General features: G+C 41.8%; 13 protein-coding genes. 9 read left to right on the top strand and 4 right to left on the bottom strand.

What is annotated here, in order from left to right:
* Positions 1-8: 8 nt before the first annotated feature.
* Together DSM02_RS03575 and DSM02_RS03580 are read right to left on the bottom strand one after the other, a co-directional pair.
* Entirely contained in the window at positions 9-1,289 is a 1,281-nt protein-coding gene (locus DSM02_RS03575; protein ID WP_240673972.1) for a rhamnogalacturonan acetylesterase, read from the bottom strand.
* Between the two features lie 99 nt (positions 1,290-1,388).
* Positions 1,389-2,435 (bottom strand): GntR family transcriptional regulator, encoded by a 1,047-nt coding sequence (locus tag DSM02_RS03580; protein WP_128764380.1) that lies wholly within the window; start codon positions 2,433-2,435, stop codon positions 1,389-1,391.
* Positions 2,436-2,585: 150 nt separating this feature from the next.
* Here DSM02_RS03580 and DSM02_RS03585 point away from each other — a divergent pair, with 150 nt between their 5' ends.
* The 6 genes from DSM02_RS03585 to DSM02_RS03610 all read left to right on the top strand — a co-directional run bounded on the left by DSM02_RS03585 (position 2,586) and on the right by DSM02_RS03610 (position 10,850).
* Positions 2,586-4,682, top strand: coding sequence for a bifunctional aldolase/short-chain dehydrogenase (locus DSM02_RS03585; RefSeq protein ID WP_128764381.1), 2,097 nt, complete (start codon positions 2,586-2,588; stop codon positions 4,680-4,682).
* 92 nt (positions 4,683-4,774) lie between these two features.
* Positions 4,775-6,055 (top strand): sugar isomerase, encoded by a 1,281-nt coding sequence (locus tag DSM02_RS03590; protein ID WP_128764382.1) that lies wholly within the window; start codon positions 4,775-4,777, stop codon positions 6,053-6,055.
* 18 nt (positions 6,056-6,073) lie between these two features.
* Complete coding sequence (locus DSM02_RS03595; protein WP_128764383.1) at positions 6,074-7,447, top strand: FGGY-family carbohydrate kinase; 1,374 nt, start codon at positions 6,074-6,076, stop codon at positions 7,445-7,447.
* Positions 7,448-7,452: 5 nt separating this feature from the next.
* Positions 7,453-8,601 carry an alpha-hydroxy acid oxidase gene (locus tag DSM02_RS03600; protein WP_128764384.1) on the top strand — a complete coding sequence of 383 codons (1,149 nt, stop codon included), beginning with the start codon at positions 7,453-7,455 and terminating at the stop codon, positions 8,599-8,601.
* A 4-nt stretch (positions 8,602-8,605) separates the two neighbouring features.
* A complete protein-coding gene (locus DSM02_RS03605) occupies positions 8,606-10,027 on the top strand; it encodes a purine-cytosine permease family protein (RefSeq protein ID WP_128764385.1) in 1,422 nt (473 codons plus the stop codon).
* A gap of 343 nt (positions 10,028-10,370) precedes the next feature.
* A complete protein-coding gene (locus DSM02_RS03610) occupies positions 10,371-10,850 on the top strand; it encodes a hypothetical protein (protein WP_128764386.1) in 480 nt (159 codons plus the stop codon).
* A 293-nt stretch (positions 10,851-11,143) separates the two neighbouring features.
* Here DSM02_RS03610 and DSM02_RS03615 read toward each other — a convergent pair whose 3' ends face one another.
* Entirely contained in the window at positions 11,144-12,049 is a 906-nt protein-coding gene (locus DSM02_RS03615; RefSeq protein ID WP_128764387.1) for an Abi family protein, read from the bottom strand.
* 73 nt (positions 12,050-12,122) lie between these two features.
* Between DSM02_RS03615 and DSM02_RS03620 the strand changes: the two genes are divergently transcribed.
* Positions 12,123-12,917, top strand: coding sequence for a hypothetical protein (locus DSM02_RS03620; RefSeq protein WP_128764388.1), 795 nt, complete (start codon positions 12,123-12,125; stop codon positions 12,915-12,917).
* A gap of 56 nt (positions 12,918-12,973) precedes the next feature.
* Here the strand turns inward: DSM02_RS03620 and DSM02_RS03625 are convergent, their stop codons facing one another.
* Positions 12,974-13,657, bottom strand: a complete 684-nt coding sequence (locus tag DSM02_RS03625) for a DUF481 domain-containing protein (RefSeq protein WP_164918223.1) — start codon at positions 13,655-13,657, stop codon at positions 12,974-12,976.
* A 778-nt stretch (positions 13,658-14,435) separates the two neighbouring features.
* Here DSM02_RS03625 and DSM02_RS03630 point away from each other — a divergent pair.
* Complete coding sequence (locus DSM02_RS03630; protein ID WP_128764390.1) at positions 14,436-15,920, top strand: glycoside hydrolase family 28 protein; 1,485 nt, start codon at positions 14,436-14,438, stop codon at positions 15,918-15,920.
* Positions 15,907-18,429 carry a glycosyl hydrolase 115 family protein gene (locus tag DSM02_RS03635; RefSeq protein ID WP_164918224.1) on the top strand — a complete coding sequence of 841 codons (2,523 nt, stop codon included), beginning with the start codon at positions 15,907-15,909 and terminating at the stop codon, positions 18,427-18,429. The genes DSM02_RS03630 and DSM02_RS03635 overlap by 14 nt, the downstream gene beginning before the upstream one ends.
* The last annotated feature ends 2 nt before the right edge of the window (positions 18,430-18,431 follow it).

Here is an 18,431-nt window from a genome sequence, read left to right on the forward strand (position 1 = left end):
AGTGTTGTTTAATTACCGTCTGGTTTTTCAATTTGAAAACGACTGCTAAACGGTATCGTATAGCTGCCTGCAGAATTAGGTTGAGAAGGGTTGTAGTTAGGGGTTTCAGAAGCAATATAATTTTTCAATTCAGAGTCCGAATTTCTAATAGCATTTGCCACAGCAAGCGCGATCTCGTTTGCTCCAAAATTGCTAAAATGCGTGTTATCTTCCAGATCCTGTATTTGCCCCGGAAATATATTTGCTGCGTACTGCACAAAGGCTTTTCTGGAAAGTTGCGGCCCCCAGGCTTCATACATCTGGGTGCTTATCTGAGTTAAGTCTATCAAAGTTACATCTTCATTCTCTGCTACTTTACGCATCGCATCGGGAAAATCGCCATGCGTTGGTTTTAAGTTTTTACCGTCAAAAGCCCTGCGTTGTGTAGGAGAGATGAGTATGGGAGTAGCTTCTTTCTCTTTGATACGCTTAATAAAATCGGTCATGATTTCAGTGTATAACCCCCAGGCACCATTGCCTTCGCCTTTGATCTTTTCGTCATTATGACCAAATTCAATGATCACAAAATCTCCCGGTTTAAGCCCACTCAAGACCTTGTCAATTCTGCTTCCTCTAAAGGATGCCAGAGATGCTCCCGAAGAAGCCTGATTAGAGACTGCAATGTTATCATCTAAATATGCGGTTATGAATTGCCCCCAAGAAGCCCAGGGCTCCACATCCTGATTGGTAACGGTAGAATCCCCTGCTAAAAACAAGGTTTTCATACCATTAACTTGTTCTATTTTCAAAGATTCAAGGATACTGTTTCCTAAAAACTCAAGAGTGAGCTTGTGATCCCAGTCTAATTTACCCAACTCGCGATCTTTAAGAGCAACATCGTATCCCGGAGCTATTTTAGAGTTGAAAACATTCACCACAAAACTGGTCGTAATACGCTTATGGGAATCTATTTTTAATCGCGGAATAAACAGGCGCTTCGATTCAGCTTTTACCGTCGTTTCAGTGTTCTTTCCTGAAAGGATAAGGGTTACTTTATAGGTTCCTTCCGGCAGGTTTACAGAAAAATAAATAGGCCCGGAAGCTAGTAAACCTTGCTTCACAAATGAAGTTTTATAAGCGGTCCCAAAATCAAAACCATACCCAATTGCGGCGTTATACGGTAACGTGCTTGTCAGGTGTATCCCAGCTTCTGAAGTTTTGTGCGAACTAAAATTAAATGCGTAATCGGTTGTATTTTGGGAAAAACAGGTCCCAAACATTAAGAATATAAACCAGCAAATAATACGCATTCGTTGAAATTTCAAGATTTGCTTTAAAAATACAATATGGTATAGAAAGTACTATCCTGCACTATGATGATATACCTATTTATAAAGCTTTCTAAGACTCTAGACTGAATTGCGTTCTATGTACTTAAAGACGTTTTTCACTTGCTCCTTCTTATTTTTTAAAACCATATAGGCAGCGGTCTCGCCCATAGCCTTAAAGTCAGTACTGATCACTGTTATTCCCAGCAATTCTTTTAAGGGAGTTTCATTATAAGAAATCACCCCGATATCTTCACCCATCACGAGATTACGACTGCGTATCTGACGAACGAGGTTAACAAGGTCCATTTCTTCAATAGTGATATAGACATCTTTACCTTCAAACTCCATATCATCATAAATCTCATTGAGCACTTCGTACTCAAAATCATAGTTCATACAAAATTGCCTAAACCCGTGTAATATTCGTCGCGGATAGGGATGGATCAATTTTTCCGGATAAACCAGAATCAGGCGGTCGTACTTCTTGAGTTTTGCTATTCCTTCTATAAGGGCATTGTAGATATCTTCTTTAAAATCCTGATAGATTGACCCGTAATTCCCTTTGATCTCTGGTTTGGTATTGTCTACCATCAACAATTGGTCTTTCGGTATCAGCTCAATGGCTTTTAAAACCTCAGGAGTAAAACTCACATGGTTGAGGCTATTATCTTTAAAATGCGGCATGATCACGTAATAGTTATAAGCGCCGATATTCTTCTCGATAGCGTTGACAAACAAAGACTCTTCGCAATGATAAATAGATAGATTTACGTGAGCATTTACACCCAGGGTATTTACAAAATGATTGTAAATGATCATTTTATAAGAACTGGGTTTATTAATCAGAAAAAAAACATTGATCTTAGATATCAATTCAGTTTTTGCCGTATAATACCCCTTCCCTTTTACCGAGATGATCACCTTGCGTTCTTTAAGAATTTTATAGGCTTTTTCTACAGTATCTCTGCTTAAATAAGCGGCTTCACTCAGCTCATTTATAGAAGGGATTTTTGCCCCTACTTTTAATTTTCCCTTGGCAACATCATCTATAATAGAATCAACAATTTGCTTGTATTTAGGTATTCTGGATTCTTCATTGATTTTAATTTCAACATTCTGAGACATATTAGAGAAGCATGTATTTGTTTGTGTTTGGTAAATCTAATCAAAAGAAAAACGTATTAAAACAAATATGTTGCAGTACAGCACAGGATGGCTTCCTTCTCGTTAACATATAATTTTGAGAACAGATGCTTTAACCTTTACAAACTAAAAATGGAAAAAACTTTTAGCCACGTAGATTATCTTTGGGATGAACAAAAAGCTGCAGAATTAGGTGACGATCAGGTTGCTCTTTTTCTCTATCGTTCAAATATCCTTGGCGCAGATTTAAGAATTACAAATTATGGCGGCGGAAATACCAGCTGCAAAACCATAGAGAAAGATCCACTTACCAATGAAGATGTTGAAGTGATGTGGGTAAAAGGTTCTGGGGGAGATATAGGTACACTAACCAGACAAGGCATTGCAGGTTTATATACAGAGCGTCTGAGAAACCTTAAAAATGTGTATGGTGGGCTGGAAGATGAAGATCGTATGGTAGGACTTTTTAACCACTGTATTTACGATCTGGATTCTAAAGCACCATCTATAGATACCCCACTCCACGGATTACTTCCTTTTAAACATATAGATCACCTGCATCCTGATGCTTTGATCGCAATTGCAGCTGCAGCAGACAGTGAGCAAGTGACTAAAGAAATTTGGGGAGATACTATGGGTTGGGTACCTTGGCAACGTCCTGGTTTTGACTTAGGTCTTCAACTGGAAAAATGCCTGAATGAAAATCCGGGAATTCGCGGAATTGTTTTAGGGAGTCACGGTTTGTTTACTTGGGGAGATACCTCTTACGAATGCTACATCAACAGTCTTGAAGTTATCGAAAAAGCTTCTTCTTATATCGAGGAAAAGGTAAAAGAAAAAGGCAGTGTTTTTGGCGGCGAAAAAGTGGTGAGTTTACCTATAGGAAAACGCAAAGACCAGGCAGCCAAGCTAATGCCTCTTTTAAGAGGTTTAGCCTCTTCTGAAAATAGAATGATTGGTCATTTTACAGATACTGAAACGGTGATGCAGTTCATCAACAGCAATGATCTGGAACGCCTTGCTCCTATGGGAACTTCATGTCCTGATCATTTTTTACGAACTAAAATTCAGCCGTTAATTCTCAATCTGCATAAAGATGATGACCTGGACGATACGGAAGCCGTTTTGGAACAATTGAAACCTTCTTTTGAAAAGTACCGTCAGGAATATAAAGACTATTACGAAAATTGCAAGCACGACAACAGCCCGGCGATGCGTGACCCTAATCCGGTGATCATAATATATCCGGGGGTGGGTATGTTCAGCTTTGCTAAAAACAAGCAGACTACACGAGTAGCAAGCGAATTCTATATCAATGCGATCAATGTGATGCGTGGTGCAGAAGCTATTACGAGCTATACGTCTCTTCCGCGTCAGGAAGCCTTTGATATTGAATACTGGCTTCTGGAAGAAGCAAAACTGCAACGCATGCCAAAAGAACAACCGCTTTCCCGTAAAGTAGCAATTGTAACCGGTGCTGCCGGTGGTATTGGTAAAGCGATTGCAAATAAACTGGTCGCAGAAGGTGCCAATGTGGTACTTACTGATATGAGCAAAGAAGCTTTACAAGAGGCAGTTGCTACTTACAAGAAAGATCAGGTTGCCGGTGCTGTCTGTGACGTGACGAACCAGAATGCAATTGAAAATGCCTATAAAGAAGCGTGTCTTGCTTTCGGTGGTGTAGATATCGTGATTCACTCTGCAGGGCTTGCAATCTCTAAACCTCTAGAAGATACTACTCAAAAAGATTGGGATCTACTTCAGGATGTCTTGGTAAAAGGACAGTTCCTCATGGCCCAGGAAGGTGTTGCCATAATGCGCAAACAAGGTCTGGGTGGTGATATTGTAAATATTGCCAGTAAAAACGGACTCGTTTCAGGACCTAACAATGTAGGGTACGGTACGGCTAAAGCTGCACAGCAACACATGACACGTTTGCTAGCTGCTGAATTGGGACCCGATAAAATACGGGTGAACACCGTGAATCCGGATGGGGTTATCGTAGGTAGCAAAATCTGGGAAGGTGCCTGGGCAGAAGGCCGCGCCAAGGCCTATGGTATTGAAGTTAAAGACTTACCTGCTCATTATGCAAAACGCAATTTACTGAACGAGATCATCCTGCCAGATGATATTGCAGAAGGTGTTTTTGCCTGTGTGGGAGTACTTCTTAAAAGTACGGGCAATACCATCAATGTAGACGGGGGTATGGCCAATGCTTTTGTACGCTAATTTTAATTGAATGGTTTAAGATTAACAGAAACTCCGGTATCTTTGAAGATTCCGGAAGTTTCTGCTAATTTTCAGCATTCTAAAATCCGGTTATGAAAATTCAAAAACAACAACTCGAAGACCTGAATAAATCAGGAATTTCAGATCATAAAACCAAATTTAATTTTCTCACTCAATCGTTGTCAAAAGACGGTACAGATGTAGAAAACATCATCAATAAACTAGCCGAATTTCAAGTAGCCATACCCAGCTGGGCGTTGGGTGCCGGAGGAACACGCTTCGGAAGATTCTCTTACGGGGGGGAACCGGCTTCTTTAGAGCAAAAGATTGAAGATATTGGCTTGATTCACAGCCTTACTCAGACCGCCGGGGCTGTTTCCCTTCACATTCCGTGGGATGTACCTAATGACTACCAGGCGATCAAAGAGCTTGCTGCGCTTAACAAGATCAAGTTTGATGCGGTGAATAGCAACACCTTTCAGGATCAAAAAGATCAAAAGGAAACCTATAAATACGGTTCGCTGAGTAATACAAGTGTAGCGGTACGGGAGCAAGCGATTGCACACAATAAAGAGGTGATTGAAATTGGTAACAAACTGGGCTCTAAAAGTCTTACCGTTTGGTTAGCAGACGGAGCTTCATTCCCGGGGCAGAACAATTTTCAAACAGCTTTAACCCATACCCAAAACAGCCTGATAGACATTTATGAAGATATGCCTGCAGACTGGAAAATGTTCATCGAGTATAAACCGTATGAGCCTTATTTCTACAGTACAGTTATTCAGGATTGGGGTACTTCATTAATGTTAGCAAACGGTTGCGGTGAACGCGCCTATACCTTAGTTGATTTGGGGCACCACTTACCGAATACCAATATTGAACAGATCGTTTCAATTTTAATGCTGAAAGGTAAACTGGGAGGCTTCCATTTTAACGACAGTAAATACGGGGATGATGACATCACCGTAGGGAGCATCAAGCCTTATGCCTTGTTTCTTATTTTTAACGAACTCGTGTACGGCATGCAAAACAACCCACAAAATCCGGAATTGGGTTGGATGATCGATGCGAGCCACAACCTTAAAGATCCGTTAGAGGATTTAATTCAGTCCTTAGAGGCGATCCAGGAAGCCTATGCCAAGGCCTTATTGATCGATCAGAATGCTTTACGAGCTGCACAGGAAGCACATGATGTAACACGTTGCCAGGAGATTTTGCAGGAAGCCTATCGTACCGATGTTAGACCGCTGGTCCGGGAAGCCCGTTTAAAAACCGGCGGGGTGATCAACCCTATTGCTGCCTACCGAAAACTGGAAGTACGCGAGCAACTGATCAAAGAGCGGGGTAAGAACACCATCGCTACAGGACTTTAATTCCGAAAGAAGCAGTTGATGAAACAAACAGTAACGGCTATTTTTGATATCGGTAAAACCAACAAGAAATTCTTCCTTTTTGACGAAGATTTTCAGGAGGTGTATCGCGAATATGTGCAGTTTGACGAGATCGAAGATGAAGACGGACATCCCACCGAAGACCTTTCCGCGTTGCGCAACTGGCTTAAAACGGTTTTTGACCGCATCCTGAAGACCGAGAAATACAATATTAAGGCCATCAACTTTTCGTCTTACGGCGCCAGTCTGGTGCATCTGGATGAAAACCGCGAGGTGATTTTCCCGATGTACAATTATACCAAAAGCATTCCGCAGGAAATCATAGATAGCTTTTATGAAAAATATGGCCCGGAAGCTGATTTTCATCAACAAACGGGTTCTTCAAGCTCCGGAATGCTCAATGCCGGGATGCAATTGTATTGGCTCAAAAACACCAAACCGGAAGTTTTTAAAAAGATCAGATATTCGTTGCACCTGCCGCAGTATTTGAGTTTTGTATTTACGGGAATTCCGCTAAGCGAATACACCAGCATAGGTTGCCATACCGCCCTTTGGGATTTTCAGGAAAGGGATTATCACGATTGGGTCTATGCCGAAAAACTGGATCAAATCCTGCCGCCCATCGTTTCTACCGAAACGAGCGTCAATATGAATTACAACGGCAAGCGTATTAAAATTGGCGTGGGTATTCACGACAGCAGTGCTGCCCTCCTGCCCTACGTGCGCAGCCTGAGCAAACCGTTTATTCTGATCTCGACAGGTACCTGGAGTATTTCGCTCAACCCGTTTACCGATCGTTTATTGACCCAACAGGATGTTAAAGATGATTGCATCAACTACATGCGCATCAACGGCAAACCAGTAAAATCGGCGCGGCTGTTTCTGGGAAATGAATACAGCATTCAGGTTAAAAAGCTGGCGAAACACTATGGTGTTGAAGCTGATTACCACAAAACCGTAAAATTTGATCCGGAGATACACTACGAGATTCACAAAGACTTTGAGCCGCTTTTTCACTGGGAATCGATTGATGTTCCCAATATGCCACACAAAACTACATTAAGATATACTACTTTTGAACACGCGTATCATCACTTGATGGTAGAGCTGGTATTGCTTCAGGTCGCGAGTATCAAAAGTGCCAAAGGCAGCATGGCTATTGAAAAGCTTTTTGTAGACGGCGGTTTTAGCGATAACGAAGTATACATCCAACTGCTTTCACATCATTTTAGAGCGATGGAATTGCGCACCACAGATTCCTCGCTGGGGTCTGCCCTGGGCGCCGCGATTTGCATCTCTGATACGCAACTGAATTCTAAATTTTTGAAGAAAAACTATTCGATGAAAAAGCATATTCCCTTCATCGCAAAATGAAAATTATGGCCAATTCTTTTGACACCGCGTATCCTTCTGTAGATGATTTAAGAACCAAAGCAAAAAGTCGGGTTCCGGCATTTGCCTTTGAATACCTCGACGGAGGTTGTAATGAAGATGTAAGCATCAAACGCAATACCTCTGAAATTCGCGACGTGCAGTTGCAACCGCGTTACCTCAACAATTATGGTGAAAGCTCCACCAAAACCAAAGTACTGGGAATGGAATTTGATGCCCCTTTTGGTATCGCTCCGGTAGGCCTTCAGGGGCTGATGTGGCCCAACTCGCCTGCGATTTTAGCTAAGGCTGCCCACAAACACAACATTCCGTTTATCCTGAGTACGGTAACGACAATGGATATTGAAAAAGCCAGCGAACTCACCGAAGGCAATGCCTGGTTTCAGTTGTACAATCCGGTGGAAGACGCGGTGCGCAACAACATTATTGACCGTGCGGAAGCAGCCGGTTGCCCGGTTCTCGTCCTGCTGTGCGATGTGCCTACCTTTGGCTTTCGCCCAAGGGATTTTAAAAACGGATTGGCGCTTCCGCCTAAAATGTCTGTTAAGAATATCATGCAAATCCTAGGCAAACCTACCTGGGCGTACAACACGCTCAAATACGGTCAGCCTACTTTTGAAAACCTCAAACCCTACACGCCGGAAGGTTTAAATCTAAAGCAACTGGGTGCGTTTATGGACCGTACCTTTTCGGGGAAACTCAACGAAGAAAAAATAAAACCCATCCGCGACCGCTGGAAGGGCAAATTGGTACTTAAAGGCGTACAATCCCTGCAAGATACGCAGGATGCGATACGTATGGGCTTTGACGGCATCATCGTTTCCAACCACGGTGGACGCCAACTGGATGCGGCCCAATCGACTATCAATTCGCTGAAAGAAATCGCAGCCACCTACGGCGACCAGATCGAGGTGATGATGGACAGTGGCCTGCGCTCTGGTCCCGATATCGCCCGGGCGGTGGCCTGTGGAGCCAAATTTACCTTTATGGGCCGCTCGTTTATGTACGGCTGTGGCGCATTAGGCAACAAAGGCGGGGATCACACGATCGGGATGCTCAAAACCCAATTTAAACAAGTAATGGATCAACTGGTTTGCGAGCGGGTCGAAGACCTGCCCAAACACTTAATAACCTAAGCTAATGTCACAATACAATCAGGAAGAAGAAGCCATTGAAGCCATTGCCGGCGGCGAATTTGAACGTGAACGCGTACCCCAGTCCAGACTACAGAGCTGGAAAGCCTTTTTAGGCATGTATGCTGGCGAGCACGCAGCCGGAACCGAGTTTGTCATCGGTCCTCTGTTTTTAACGACCGGGGTAAGTGCTTTTGACCTGATTGTAGGCCTGCTGCTGGGTAACCTGATGGCGGTGTTGAGCTGGCGGTTTTTGACTGCCGAGATCGGTACAAAATTCAGATATACCTTATACTTTCATTTAGAAAAAATCTGTGGTACCCGTCTGGTAACCGCCTACAACCTTGCAAACGGAGTCTTATTCTGTTTTCTCGCCGGAGCGATGATAACCGTGTCGGCAACTGCAGTGGGGATTCCCTTTGATATGGAAATGCCCAAACTTACAGACACCACACCCAACAGCCTGACCTGGGTGATCATCGTTATTGCCATTGGCGCGGTGATTTCCGTCATCGCTGCAAAAGGGTATAATACCGTGGCTAAAGCAGCCAACTGGATGTCGCCTATTATCGTAGTGGCTTTTATTGCCTGTGGGGTTGTGGCTTTGATCCAACTGGATGTAAACAGTTTTACAGATTTTTGGAACATCTGGGGAGACGGTGGTGAACCCTTTCCGGGACAGGTAAAATATACGTTTTGGCACGTGGTGCTCTGGTCCTGGTTTGCCAATGCGGCCATGCACATTGGGATGTCTGATCTGTCGGTGTTCCGCTTTGCAAAAAAACCAAGTGCAGGATGGACGACCGCCGGTGGTATTTACATCGGTCACTATGTGGCTTGGATCGCCGCTGCTTTGCTGTATGCGGTGTATCTTAAATCTCCTGAAGCCCAGGCTATGCTTGCAGGTGGCGAAGCACCTTCGGTAGCTCCGGGTCCTTTGGCCTACAATGCCATTGGGGTTTTTGGAATTATCGCCGTGATCTTGGCAGGATGGACGACTGCTAACCCTACGATTTACCGGGCCGGACTGGCGTTTCAGGCCATCATACCCAAACTTTCTACTTTTTGGGTAACCATCATTGCCGGTACCGTAGCCACGATTGCAGGCTTATTCCCCGCATTTGCCATGAAGCTTTTAGGCTTTGTAGCCCTCTACGGCTTTATTCTGGCGCCTATTGGAGCCATCATTGTGTTCGAATATTTCTTTGGAAAACAAGCCGGGATCCAATCCTTTTATGCCGAAAAAACCGGAATCAAATTCAACTGGGCGGTGTTTGGTGCCTGGGCCTTAAGCTTTGGCGTGTTCTACTTCATTTCGATTCAATTTGAAGTATTCCTCTCCTTCCTCACCTTACCGGCGTGGATCAGTTGTGGAGTGCTGTTTTTAATCTTCAGCAAGTTGTATCAGAAAAAGCAGCGAACCGCTTAACCCCAATTAAAGAAAAACGGGTGCTGAATAGCACTTGGAAATGGTCGTTATAGTAGGGAATAACGGCTATTTCTTTTTAGTACCCCAACTGCTATTTGTTAAAAAGCTAACGATGTGTCGACGTATCCTGATAGTCACAGCACCTAATGCGACCCCTTAATAGCGCACTTCAAGCCCCAATTTGTCATTCCATTAAGAGGGTTTAGGGTAAACTGCTATATTTACGCAACAGATACCGCATTCGTTTACAGTCTTTTATACCGAAAAACGAAAATCCCCCTAAAATCCCAGCGCCCTGTTGGGTGCTACGAAGTATATACGAGCAATACCAAATCAAAACGATATGAAACATCTGCTTTGCCTACTCCTGTTCCTGACCGCTTCAGGGAGTTCCGGGGCTCAGGAAAACCCGGAGGCTTCTTTACAAACTATTGACGGAATCATCAATGAACTCCTGGATAAACTAACAATCGAAAAAGGCGAAAAAATGGATACGACCGCCATTCGGAATTTAGTTTACCCGGCTGCCCTATTTACGGTTGCCGATGCTACACAAGCGGAAACCGTAACGCTGGATGAGTTCCTCTTCCTCCTGAAAGACCCCTATTATGAAGCAGGGGAAATTCATAAAGTGGTTGATGCCTATCAGGGGATTGCGCAGGTATTTCAGACCTTTCAGGGTAAAGACTCGGAAGGAACTGAAGAACGTGGATTAAACAGCTATCAACTCACCTATTATGCCGATCGCTGGTGGATCGTAAGCCTTTTATGGACTATAGAATCGGAAACAGCCCCAATACCTAAAAAATATGGTGGGAAATAGGTAAAAAACTACCTGGCTTCTCAGTTTTAATGCCGAATGAGGAATTCCGTAAAAGTCTGATATAAAAAGGTTTATATTTACTTAAATAATAGATTGACAAATGCTTGTAAATGCTTACAAGCATTTACAAAATGTATTTAACACTACCAGTTGTGTTATCAATAGGTTAGCAAACATTTCAGAAAATAAAAAAACCCAGAACATTGTCTGGGCTAGAGTTTCATTATAGTGATACGCTAAACCATGTTAATCGCACACTGTGGTGCAAAGATAAACAATATAGATCTTTCATGCTATTTAAAATGAATATATCCTATCTCATTTTTCACAATCTCTTCAATTTCAGGGTTTGTAGAAAACTTAGCGAATACCATATTAAGTTTTTCATGTAATTCCTTTTTTCTGTTCTGACTAATTTTACCTATGAAATAAGACAAAAGCCGCAGTTGACTGTCAAAATTTTTAGGAACTTTCTCATTATACTTTACCCCATCAATATATGGTAAAGTATTATTTCCTCTATAATCAAATAGAACACTTCCGTGAGAACAAGCGTTTCGTAGTTCAATTAAACTTCGTATCGCAGTACGAAAATGATTGGTTTTAAAGAATTCTGGATAATCTCTAATAACCATTTTTCTATCTGCATCGAATTTTAAATTTTGAAACAAACCTAGTGTTTGTCCAAAATCAAAAAATTCAATTGTCTTCCAAGCAGGAGCATATTTATCTTCATCATATTTCTTGTGATGGTAACTTATAGGCTTATTCCAGAATTTGATATTTTTATATATGCTATTGTTAAACTTATCAACATAATTGGCCTCCATAATGTTCTTATCACAGAACCATAATGGATTGGTCTTATATTTTCTGGATAATCTGTATATTATTTTGGACCTTAAATTAATTTCAGCTCTGTGCAAGTACCTTAATAAAAGTAACCTTAATTCGTAATTCAAATAGTATAATTCAACAATAGTCGAAAAATGTGTTCCTTCTTTAAATTTATGGTCTTCCTCTTCTGTATCTTCACTATATTTTAGATCAAAACTTCTCCAATAGAATCCTAACCTATAATAACCAATATCTCCAAGAATATCCTTAGTTTTTTGCTCATCAAAATCTAAAGTCATTCCTCGCCCCTTTAGAATTTCAATTTGTTCATCAATGGTGGCGGATAACTTAGTGTTTTTCATAAGGTGAAGATAGAATAAACTAAAAAGTAAATCAAACAAAAACGTTTGCTGACAACGGTTAACAATTATTATAATGACTAAAAATCAAGTTGATACTATTCTTAAATCCTTGGGCTACTATGATTCTTTTAAAGAATTGATGAATCAAACTTATCTAGATATTGATTACGGAAAACGATTAGGCGTTATTTCATTTGATTCAATATTTGAAGCAGACCACAAATATGCATACAACGGAGATGTTGGAATTGCACAATTTCAAGAATGGAATATCATTTTAAATTCCAAATACGTAAGCGAGGAACAAATTCTCATTGTTTGTTTGAAAATATTTGATTGGGGAAATGTTTTAACTGGGAACGTAAAATCAGTTGTAAACCTTTACGAGCAAAAAAAGCTTAAAAAATATATCCATAAGGTTACAGAACTCTTGACATTTCAGAAAACTCTTGAGAAACCAAATTTTATCAATGACACAATTCTATGGTCAAGCGGATGGACAAAGGTCTACTCATTTATTAACCCTGATATCCTAATATATGATTCAAGGGTTTCAGCATTTTTAAACTTCACTTTAATTAGAAATTATAATAGCTTATCAGAAAATCAGAAAGAAATATTTCAAAAACTTTCAAATCAACTTTTTAATTTTAGTGGTGCCTTAGGTAGAGAAAGAAAAGTAGCTGCTTTATACGGTTTTAAAAACCAGCACCCAAAAGGAATTGATGGATTTAATGCCAACTTAATTTCCTCGTGGATAACACAATGCACCAAAGAAAGATTAGGAATTAATAAAAGTATCAGATCATTTGAAAAGGCATTTTTTATGCTTGGATTTGATTTAAAACAGATAAAAGATAAAGGCTAACAAAAAACTCAGTCAAAAACCAACGCCTCATCTTCAATAATTAAGCCCTTCAACAATCACAAACTAATTCCTATCCCTATATTTAGGTTGGAGGTATATTCCCGGGTATTCAGCGGGGTTTCACGGTCTAAATAGTAGTTGTAAGCCGTAAAAACTTTAAACCACTTCGCCAAGGGAACGTCCAGTCGAAATTGTTCCAGAATCCGGTAGTCGCTCAATTCCTGGTAAAGCGGTTGATAATAAACCGTATTGGCAATCGAAAATTTAGCCGATTTCGGAGCATACGATACCGTGAGATAGGTGCTGTTGCGATGATTGTAATCGGTCGTACCCGCCTGATCGCTAAACTCCACTTCATACAGATAACTAGTACCGACATAGCCGGTAAACCGAGCTCTGTCCATCCATTTTACCCGAAGACCGGCCCCAATCAGATTGCGCTGTTCTACCACAAGCAGTTGGTTATACTGCCCTTGTATAAAGGCTTCAAATCGTAACCAGTGCAATTTCCTAAACTTATAATTAAATCTTCCGTGAAGAAACCAGGCATTCTGCAGATTTTCCGCTCCTGAATCGATCAGCCTGTAAGTTCCGATAAGGAAATAGAGCTTCTGGAGATCTTTGGATTTCAATTGGGTGGTCAGGGCCATATCGAGTTGCGTAACCTGTTTACCATCATTATTGGTATGGTTCAGACTGAAATCGCCATTGAGTGCAAACCGCAACGAGTCGGTCTGCATGCGTTTCGATTCAATATTTACTAATTGCGCGGAGAGTACGACTGGTGACAGCCAAAGACACCCCAAAAGTAGGATTCTGATCATAACGTATACTGAACCCCAAAAATAAAAATATCTTTTCCAATACCCCCTCAGGCATTCCTGATTTTCCGGCCGGCACCACAACTGTACACTTAAATGCCCGTCTCAACAGGTAAGAACAGAATAGGCACCGCCTGCAACGTTAAACTCCCTTCAAACTTGACGATACACTCTTGTGGATCATTTCTAAGATTAAAACTAAGAATACAATTCTTTAGCTTCTTTTTCTTCAGTATAGTACGAAGTCCCCGTTAAAAAATTTTTGAAGCCCTGGAGCAAATTTAGGGGGCTTCGTGCGGTTTTGCCCCTAAGAGCAAAAATACCTAAGAAAAAGGCTCTTTTCTTTTGGTTCGTTTTCTTTGGAGAAGCAAATCGACGATAGGAGATTCACGAGTTCCAAAACCAATAAGCAACAACGAGCTAAAGAGAATGAACAGAACAATTTCTAGAACCTTAAAATATACACACCGACAAAGAAAGTTCACAAGCTCCCATAATAAATAGAAAACACGCGAGTAAAGAATAGGTGCAGATTCCTCCCGCTAGAGCTCACGAGGATACAGGAAGCTCTCCATGCAAAACCATCCATTTAAAAGATGCGGACTTCTTAAGCGGTTCGCTTTGAACCAACAGGTAAGAACAGGATGCAAAATCCTGCTTAAATGAAGATCTTGTTTGTTCATCTCAAACGAATACCATGAAAGCATTCCACTCTTTTTTAGCAGTTCTCCTTTTATCTTATGTCGGTTGTAAAAACACTACAGAAACCAGGGAAAGCGAAGCAGAGGAGTCGACTCCTTTCGAACCGGAATGGATCAATAAAGTGGGTGCAGATTCAAACGAATTCAAAGAAGCGGTGTTTTATGTGAATGACTACGCTGCCGTTGCAGACGGCAGCGCGCTCACCACCACTGCCATTCAAAAAGCCATTGATGCCGCAGCTGCAAACGGAGGCGGTACCGTATCCTTTAAACCCGGCAAATACCTCAGCGGTTCTATATTTATCAAAGAAAACGTTCATTTTAATATTCCGGAAGGGGTTGAACTACTGGGAAGCGAAGACATCGCAGATTATCCCGAGATTGATACCCGCATTGCAGGGATCGAAATGAAATGGCCTGCCGCCCTCATCAACGTACTCGACCAAAAAAACGTGACTATAGACGGTGACGGCCTCGTTGACGGCCAGGGTAAAGTCTTCTGGGACTACTACTGGAACCTGCGCAAGGAATACGAACCCAAAGGCCTGCGCTGGATTGTAGATTATGACGCCAAACGCCCCCGTACAATACTCATTCAGAATGCGGAGAATGTATTTCTCGAAGACCTCAACATTCAACGTGCCGGATTCTGGACTGTGCAGGTGCTCTACTCCAACCACATTACAGTAGACGGACTCACCATACGCAATAACATCGGCGGTCATGGTCCCAGCACGGATGGGATTGATATAGACAGTTCGAAGTATATTTTAGTACAAAATTGCGATATCGATTGCAACGACGATAACTTTTGTTTGAAAGCCGGGCGCGACTGGGACGGCCTGCGGGTGGATCGCCCCACCGAATATGTAGTGATCCGGGATTGTATAGCATTAGCAGGATCGGGTCTTACCACTATTGGTAGTGAAACAAGTGGAGATATTCGCCATGTATTTGTTACTAACATCCAGGGAAAAGGCACCAAAACCGGACTCAAGATCAAATCGGCTACCAACCGGGGCGGAACGGTTGAAGACATTCATATGCAAAATATCAAAATGGATAGTGTGGGTACGTTTATGGAGGTTTCGATGAACTGGAATCCCGCTTACAGTTATTCAAAATTACCGGAAGACTATGCTTACGATACGATCCCAAAACGCTGGAAAACCTTACTCGAAGAAGTTACACCTCCGGAAAAAGGAATTCCAACATTTAAAAATATTAGCATTTCAAACATCGAGGTTCAAGGCGCCAAACGTGCCATTTATGTAAATGGAATGGAAGCTTCTACTGTAAGTAATATTCAACTGACTGATGTACACATTGCTGCACAGAAAGCTGGTCAAATAACCTATAGTAAAGATTGGACGCTTAATAATGTGAGTCTCAATATCGCCGATGGTTCTACACTAACTATTGAAAATGCACCGGGCGTTGAATTCCCGAACACCCTATACATCACAAATGATGAAGATTAATATGAAATTGAACTTGCTAAGTTACATTGCTTTTTTCTTCTGCATTTTTCAGTTTAATACCACCTGTTCACAAACTCCTAATCGGTTTGAATTGGTTACAGACAGTCAACAAGTGCGTATTCTTTATGATAAAGATGGAGTGGCACTAGACTCCATTACTGCTCATTTGCTAGCGAAAGACATTGAGCACGTAAGTGGATATTTGCCTCAAGTCACTACCGATAAAACTTCGATATCCGGAAACGCAATCGTTATCGGCAATCGGGCTTCTGAATTAATTCAAAGCTTTTCAGGAGCTAAAACTTCAATACAAGGTGACTGGGAAACCTACACCATTCAACATCTGCAGCATCCAACTGCTAAACTAGACAAGGTATTGCTTATAGCCGGTGCTGACCCCCGCGGTACGGCCTACGGGGTGTTTTCAGTCTCTGAACAAATTGGCGTTTCCCCGTGGTACTGGTGGGCCGATGTAACCCCTCTAGAACAAAAGGAACTGGTTCTGAATGTGGAAGCTATTCAGTCGAAAACACCTGCAGTAAAATTCCGCGGTATTTTTATCAATGATGAAGACTGGGGCTTGCAACCCTGGGCCGAAAAGACCTTTGAACCGGAAACAGGCGATATAGGTCCTAAAACCTATGCTAAAATCTTCGAGCTCATATTGCGCCTGCGTGCCAATACCTTGTGGCCCGCGATGCACCCCAGCACCAAAGCTTTCTTTCATTATCCCGGAAATAGAAAGATGGCTGAAAAGTATGAGATTGTTTTGGGGTCTTCCCACGCCGAACCCATGCTGCGCAATAATGTGGATGAATGGGATCACGAAGCCATGGGAGATTTTAATTATTTCACTAACAAACAAAAAGTGCTGGATTATTGGGAGTCACGAGTTAAAGAAGCTCAACATGTAAACGGGATCTACACATTGGGAATGCGCGGTGTACATGACAGCGGAATGGAAGGAGCAAAAAATACCGCCGATGCTGCAAAAGTTTTGGACGAAATAATTGAAGACCAGCGCAATCTGTTAAGCAAACATATTGGAAATCCCGAAAGTATACCGCAGGTTTTTACCATTTATAAAGAAGTACTTGACGTCTATGAATACGGTTTGGAACTGCCTGAAGACATCACCCTGATGTGGACTGATGATAATTACGGCTACATCCGAAGGCTGAGTAACACGGAAGAACGCAAACGCAGCGGTGGTAGCGGCGTGTATTATCACGCTTCCTACTGGGGAAGACCTCATGACTACTTGTGGTTAAGCACCACCCACCCGGCGCTAATACGGGAGGAAATGCTCAAAGCCTACGATACGGGAGCTGATAAAATATGGATTCTTAATGTAGGCGACATCAAACCGGCAGAATACAATATTCAGTTTTTTATGGATCTCGCTTTTGATCCTGATTCGTTTAGAAATCCTTCCAGTTACAAAAAACATATGCAAACTTTTTATGAAGCTATCTTCGGGAAGAATGTGGGTGGTGAAATAAGCAAGCTTAAAGAATGCTATTATGACCTCTCCTGGTTGAGAAAACCCGAATTTATGGGATGGAGTCAAACCGAACCTACACGTCCTACACATCTTACAGCATTCAGTTTAGATAAAGAAAACCCAGATAGAAGAGCGGCTTATCAAAACCTCGAAACTAAAGTTAACCAGCTTAGCGGTCAAATACCAAATACACGAAAAGATGCCTGGTTTGAGCTTGTGGCTTATCCTGTTTTGGCAGCTTCAGCAATGAATCAAAAATTTTTATACAGAGACTTGGCTACCTTTTATGCCAATCAAAGTCTTGAAGGTTCAAAAAACTATCAGGATTCCATTGCGCTACATCAGAATAAAATCAAACAGCTTACAGCGCACTACAACACCCAAATCGCTAACGGAAAATGGAGTAAAATGATGCACCATGCCCCACGCTATTTACCTGTGTATGAATTACCAAAAGCAGTACGTTCCGAAGAAAAAGCCATAAAAAAATACAGTCCACCGATGCATATACAAAAAATGGCATCGTTCACAAAGACTGAAAATTTCGAAGACAACTTTCCTCTAGAATTAACCGGCTTAGGCTATTCTAAAAGCGCTTTACAATTGACTCCGGTCACTCAAAAGCAGTATTCAGATACAGCGTTTACTGATAATCCAGTGATACATTACGAGATAATTTCAAATGAAAAAATGGACTCGGCTGTTCTAACATTAACAGCAGTTCCTAACCATCCGATTACGGGGGGTCAAAAGTTAAGACTTGGCGTTCAGTGGGATGAGCAGCCTGTAGCAATCCTAAACTTTGAAACACAAGGAAGAAGCGAGGCCTGGAAAGTTAATGTACTACGCAATCAGGCAAGAGCATCTTTATCCCTTAACGATATTGACCCGGGAAAGCACCGTTTAAAATTATATGCGATCGATCCCGGTGTCCTCCCAGATTACTTCCTACTTTCCAAAGAAAATGAAGACATCCCTTACACCTTTCCTAAAAATCAAAAATAGTT

Origin of the sequence: Leeuwenhoekiella polynyae (assembly GCF_004104075.1) — a bacterium.
GTDB lineage: Bacteria > Bacteroidota > Bacteroidia > Flavobacteriales > Flavobacteriaceae > Leeuwenhoekiella > Leeuwenhoekiella polynyae.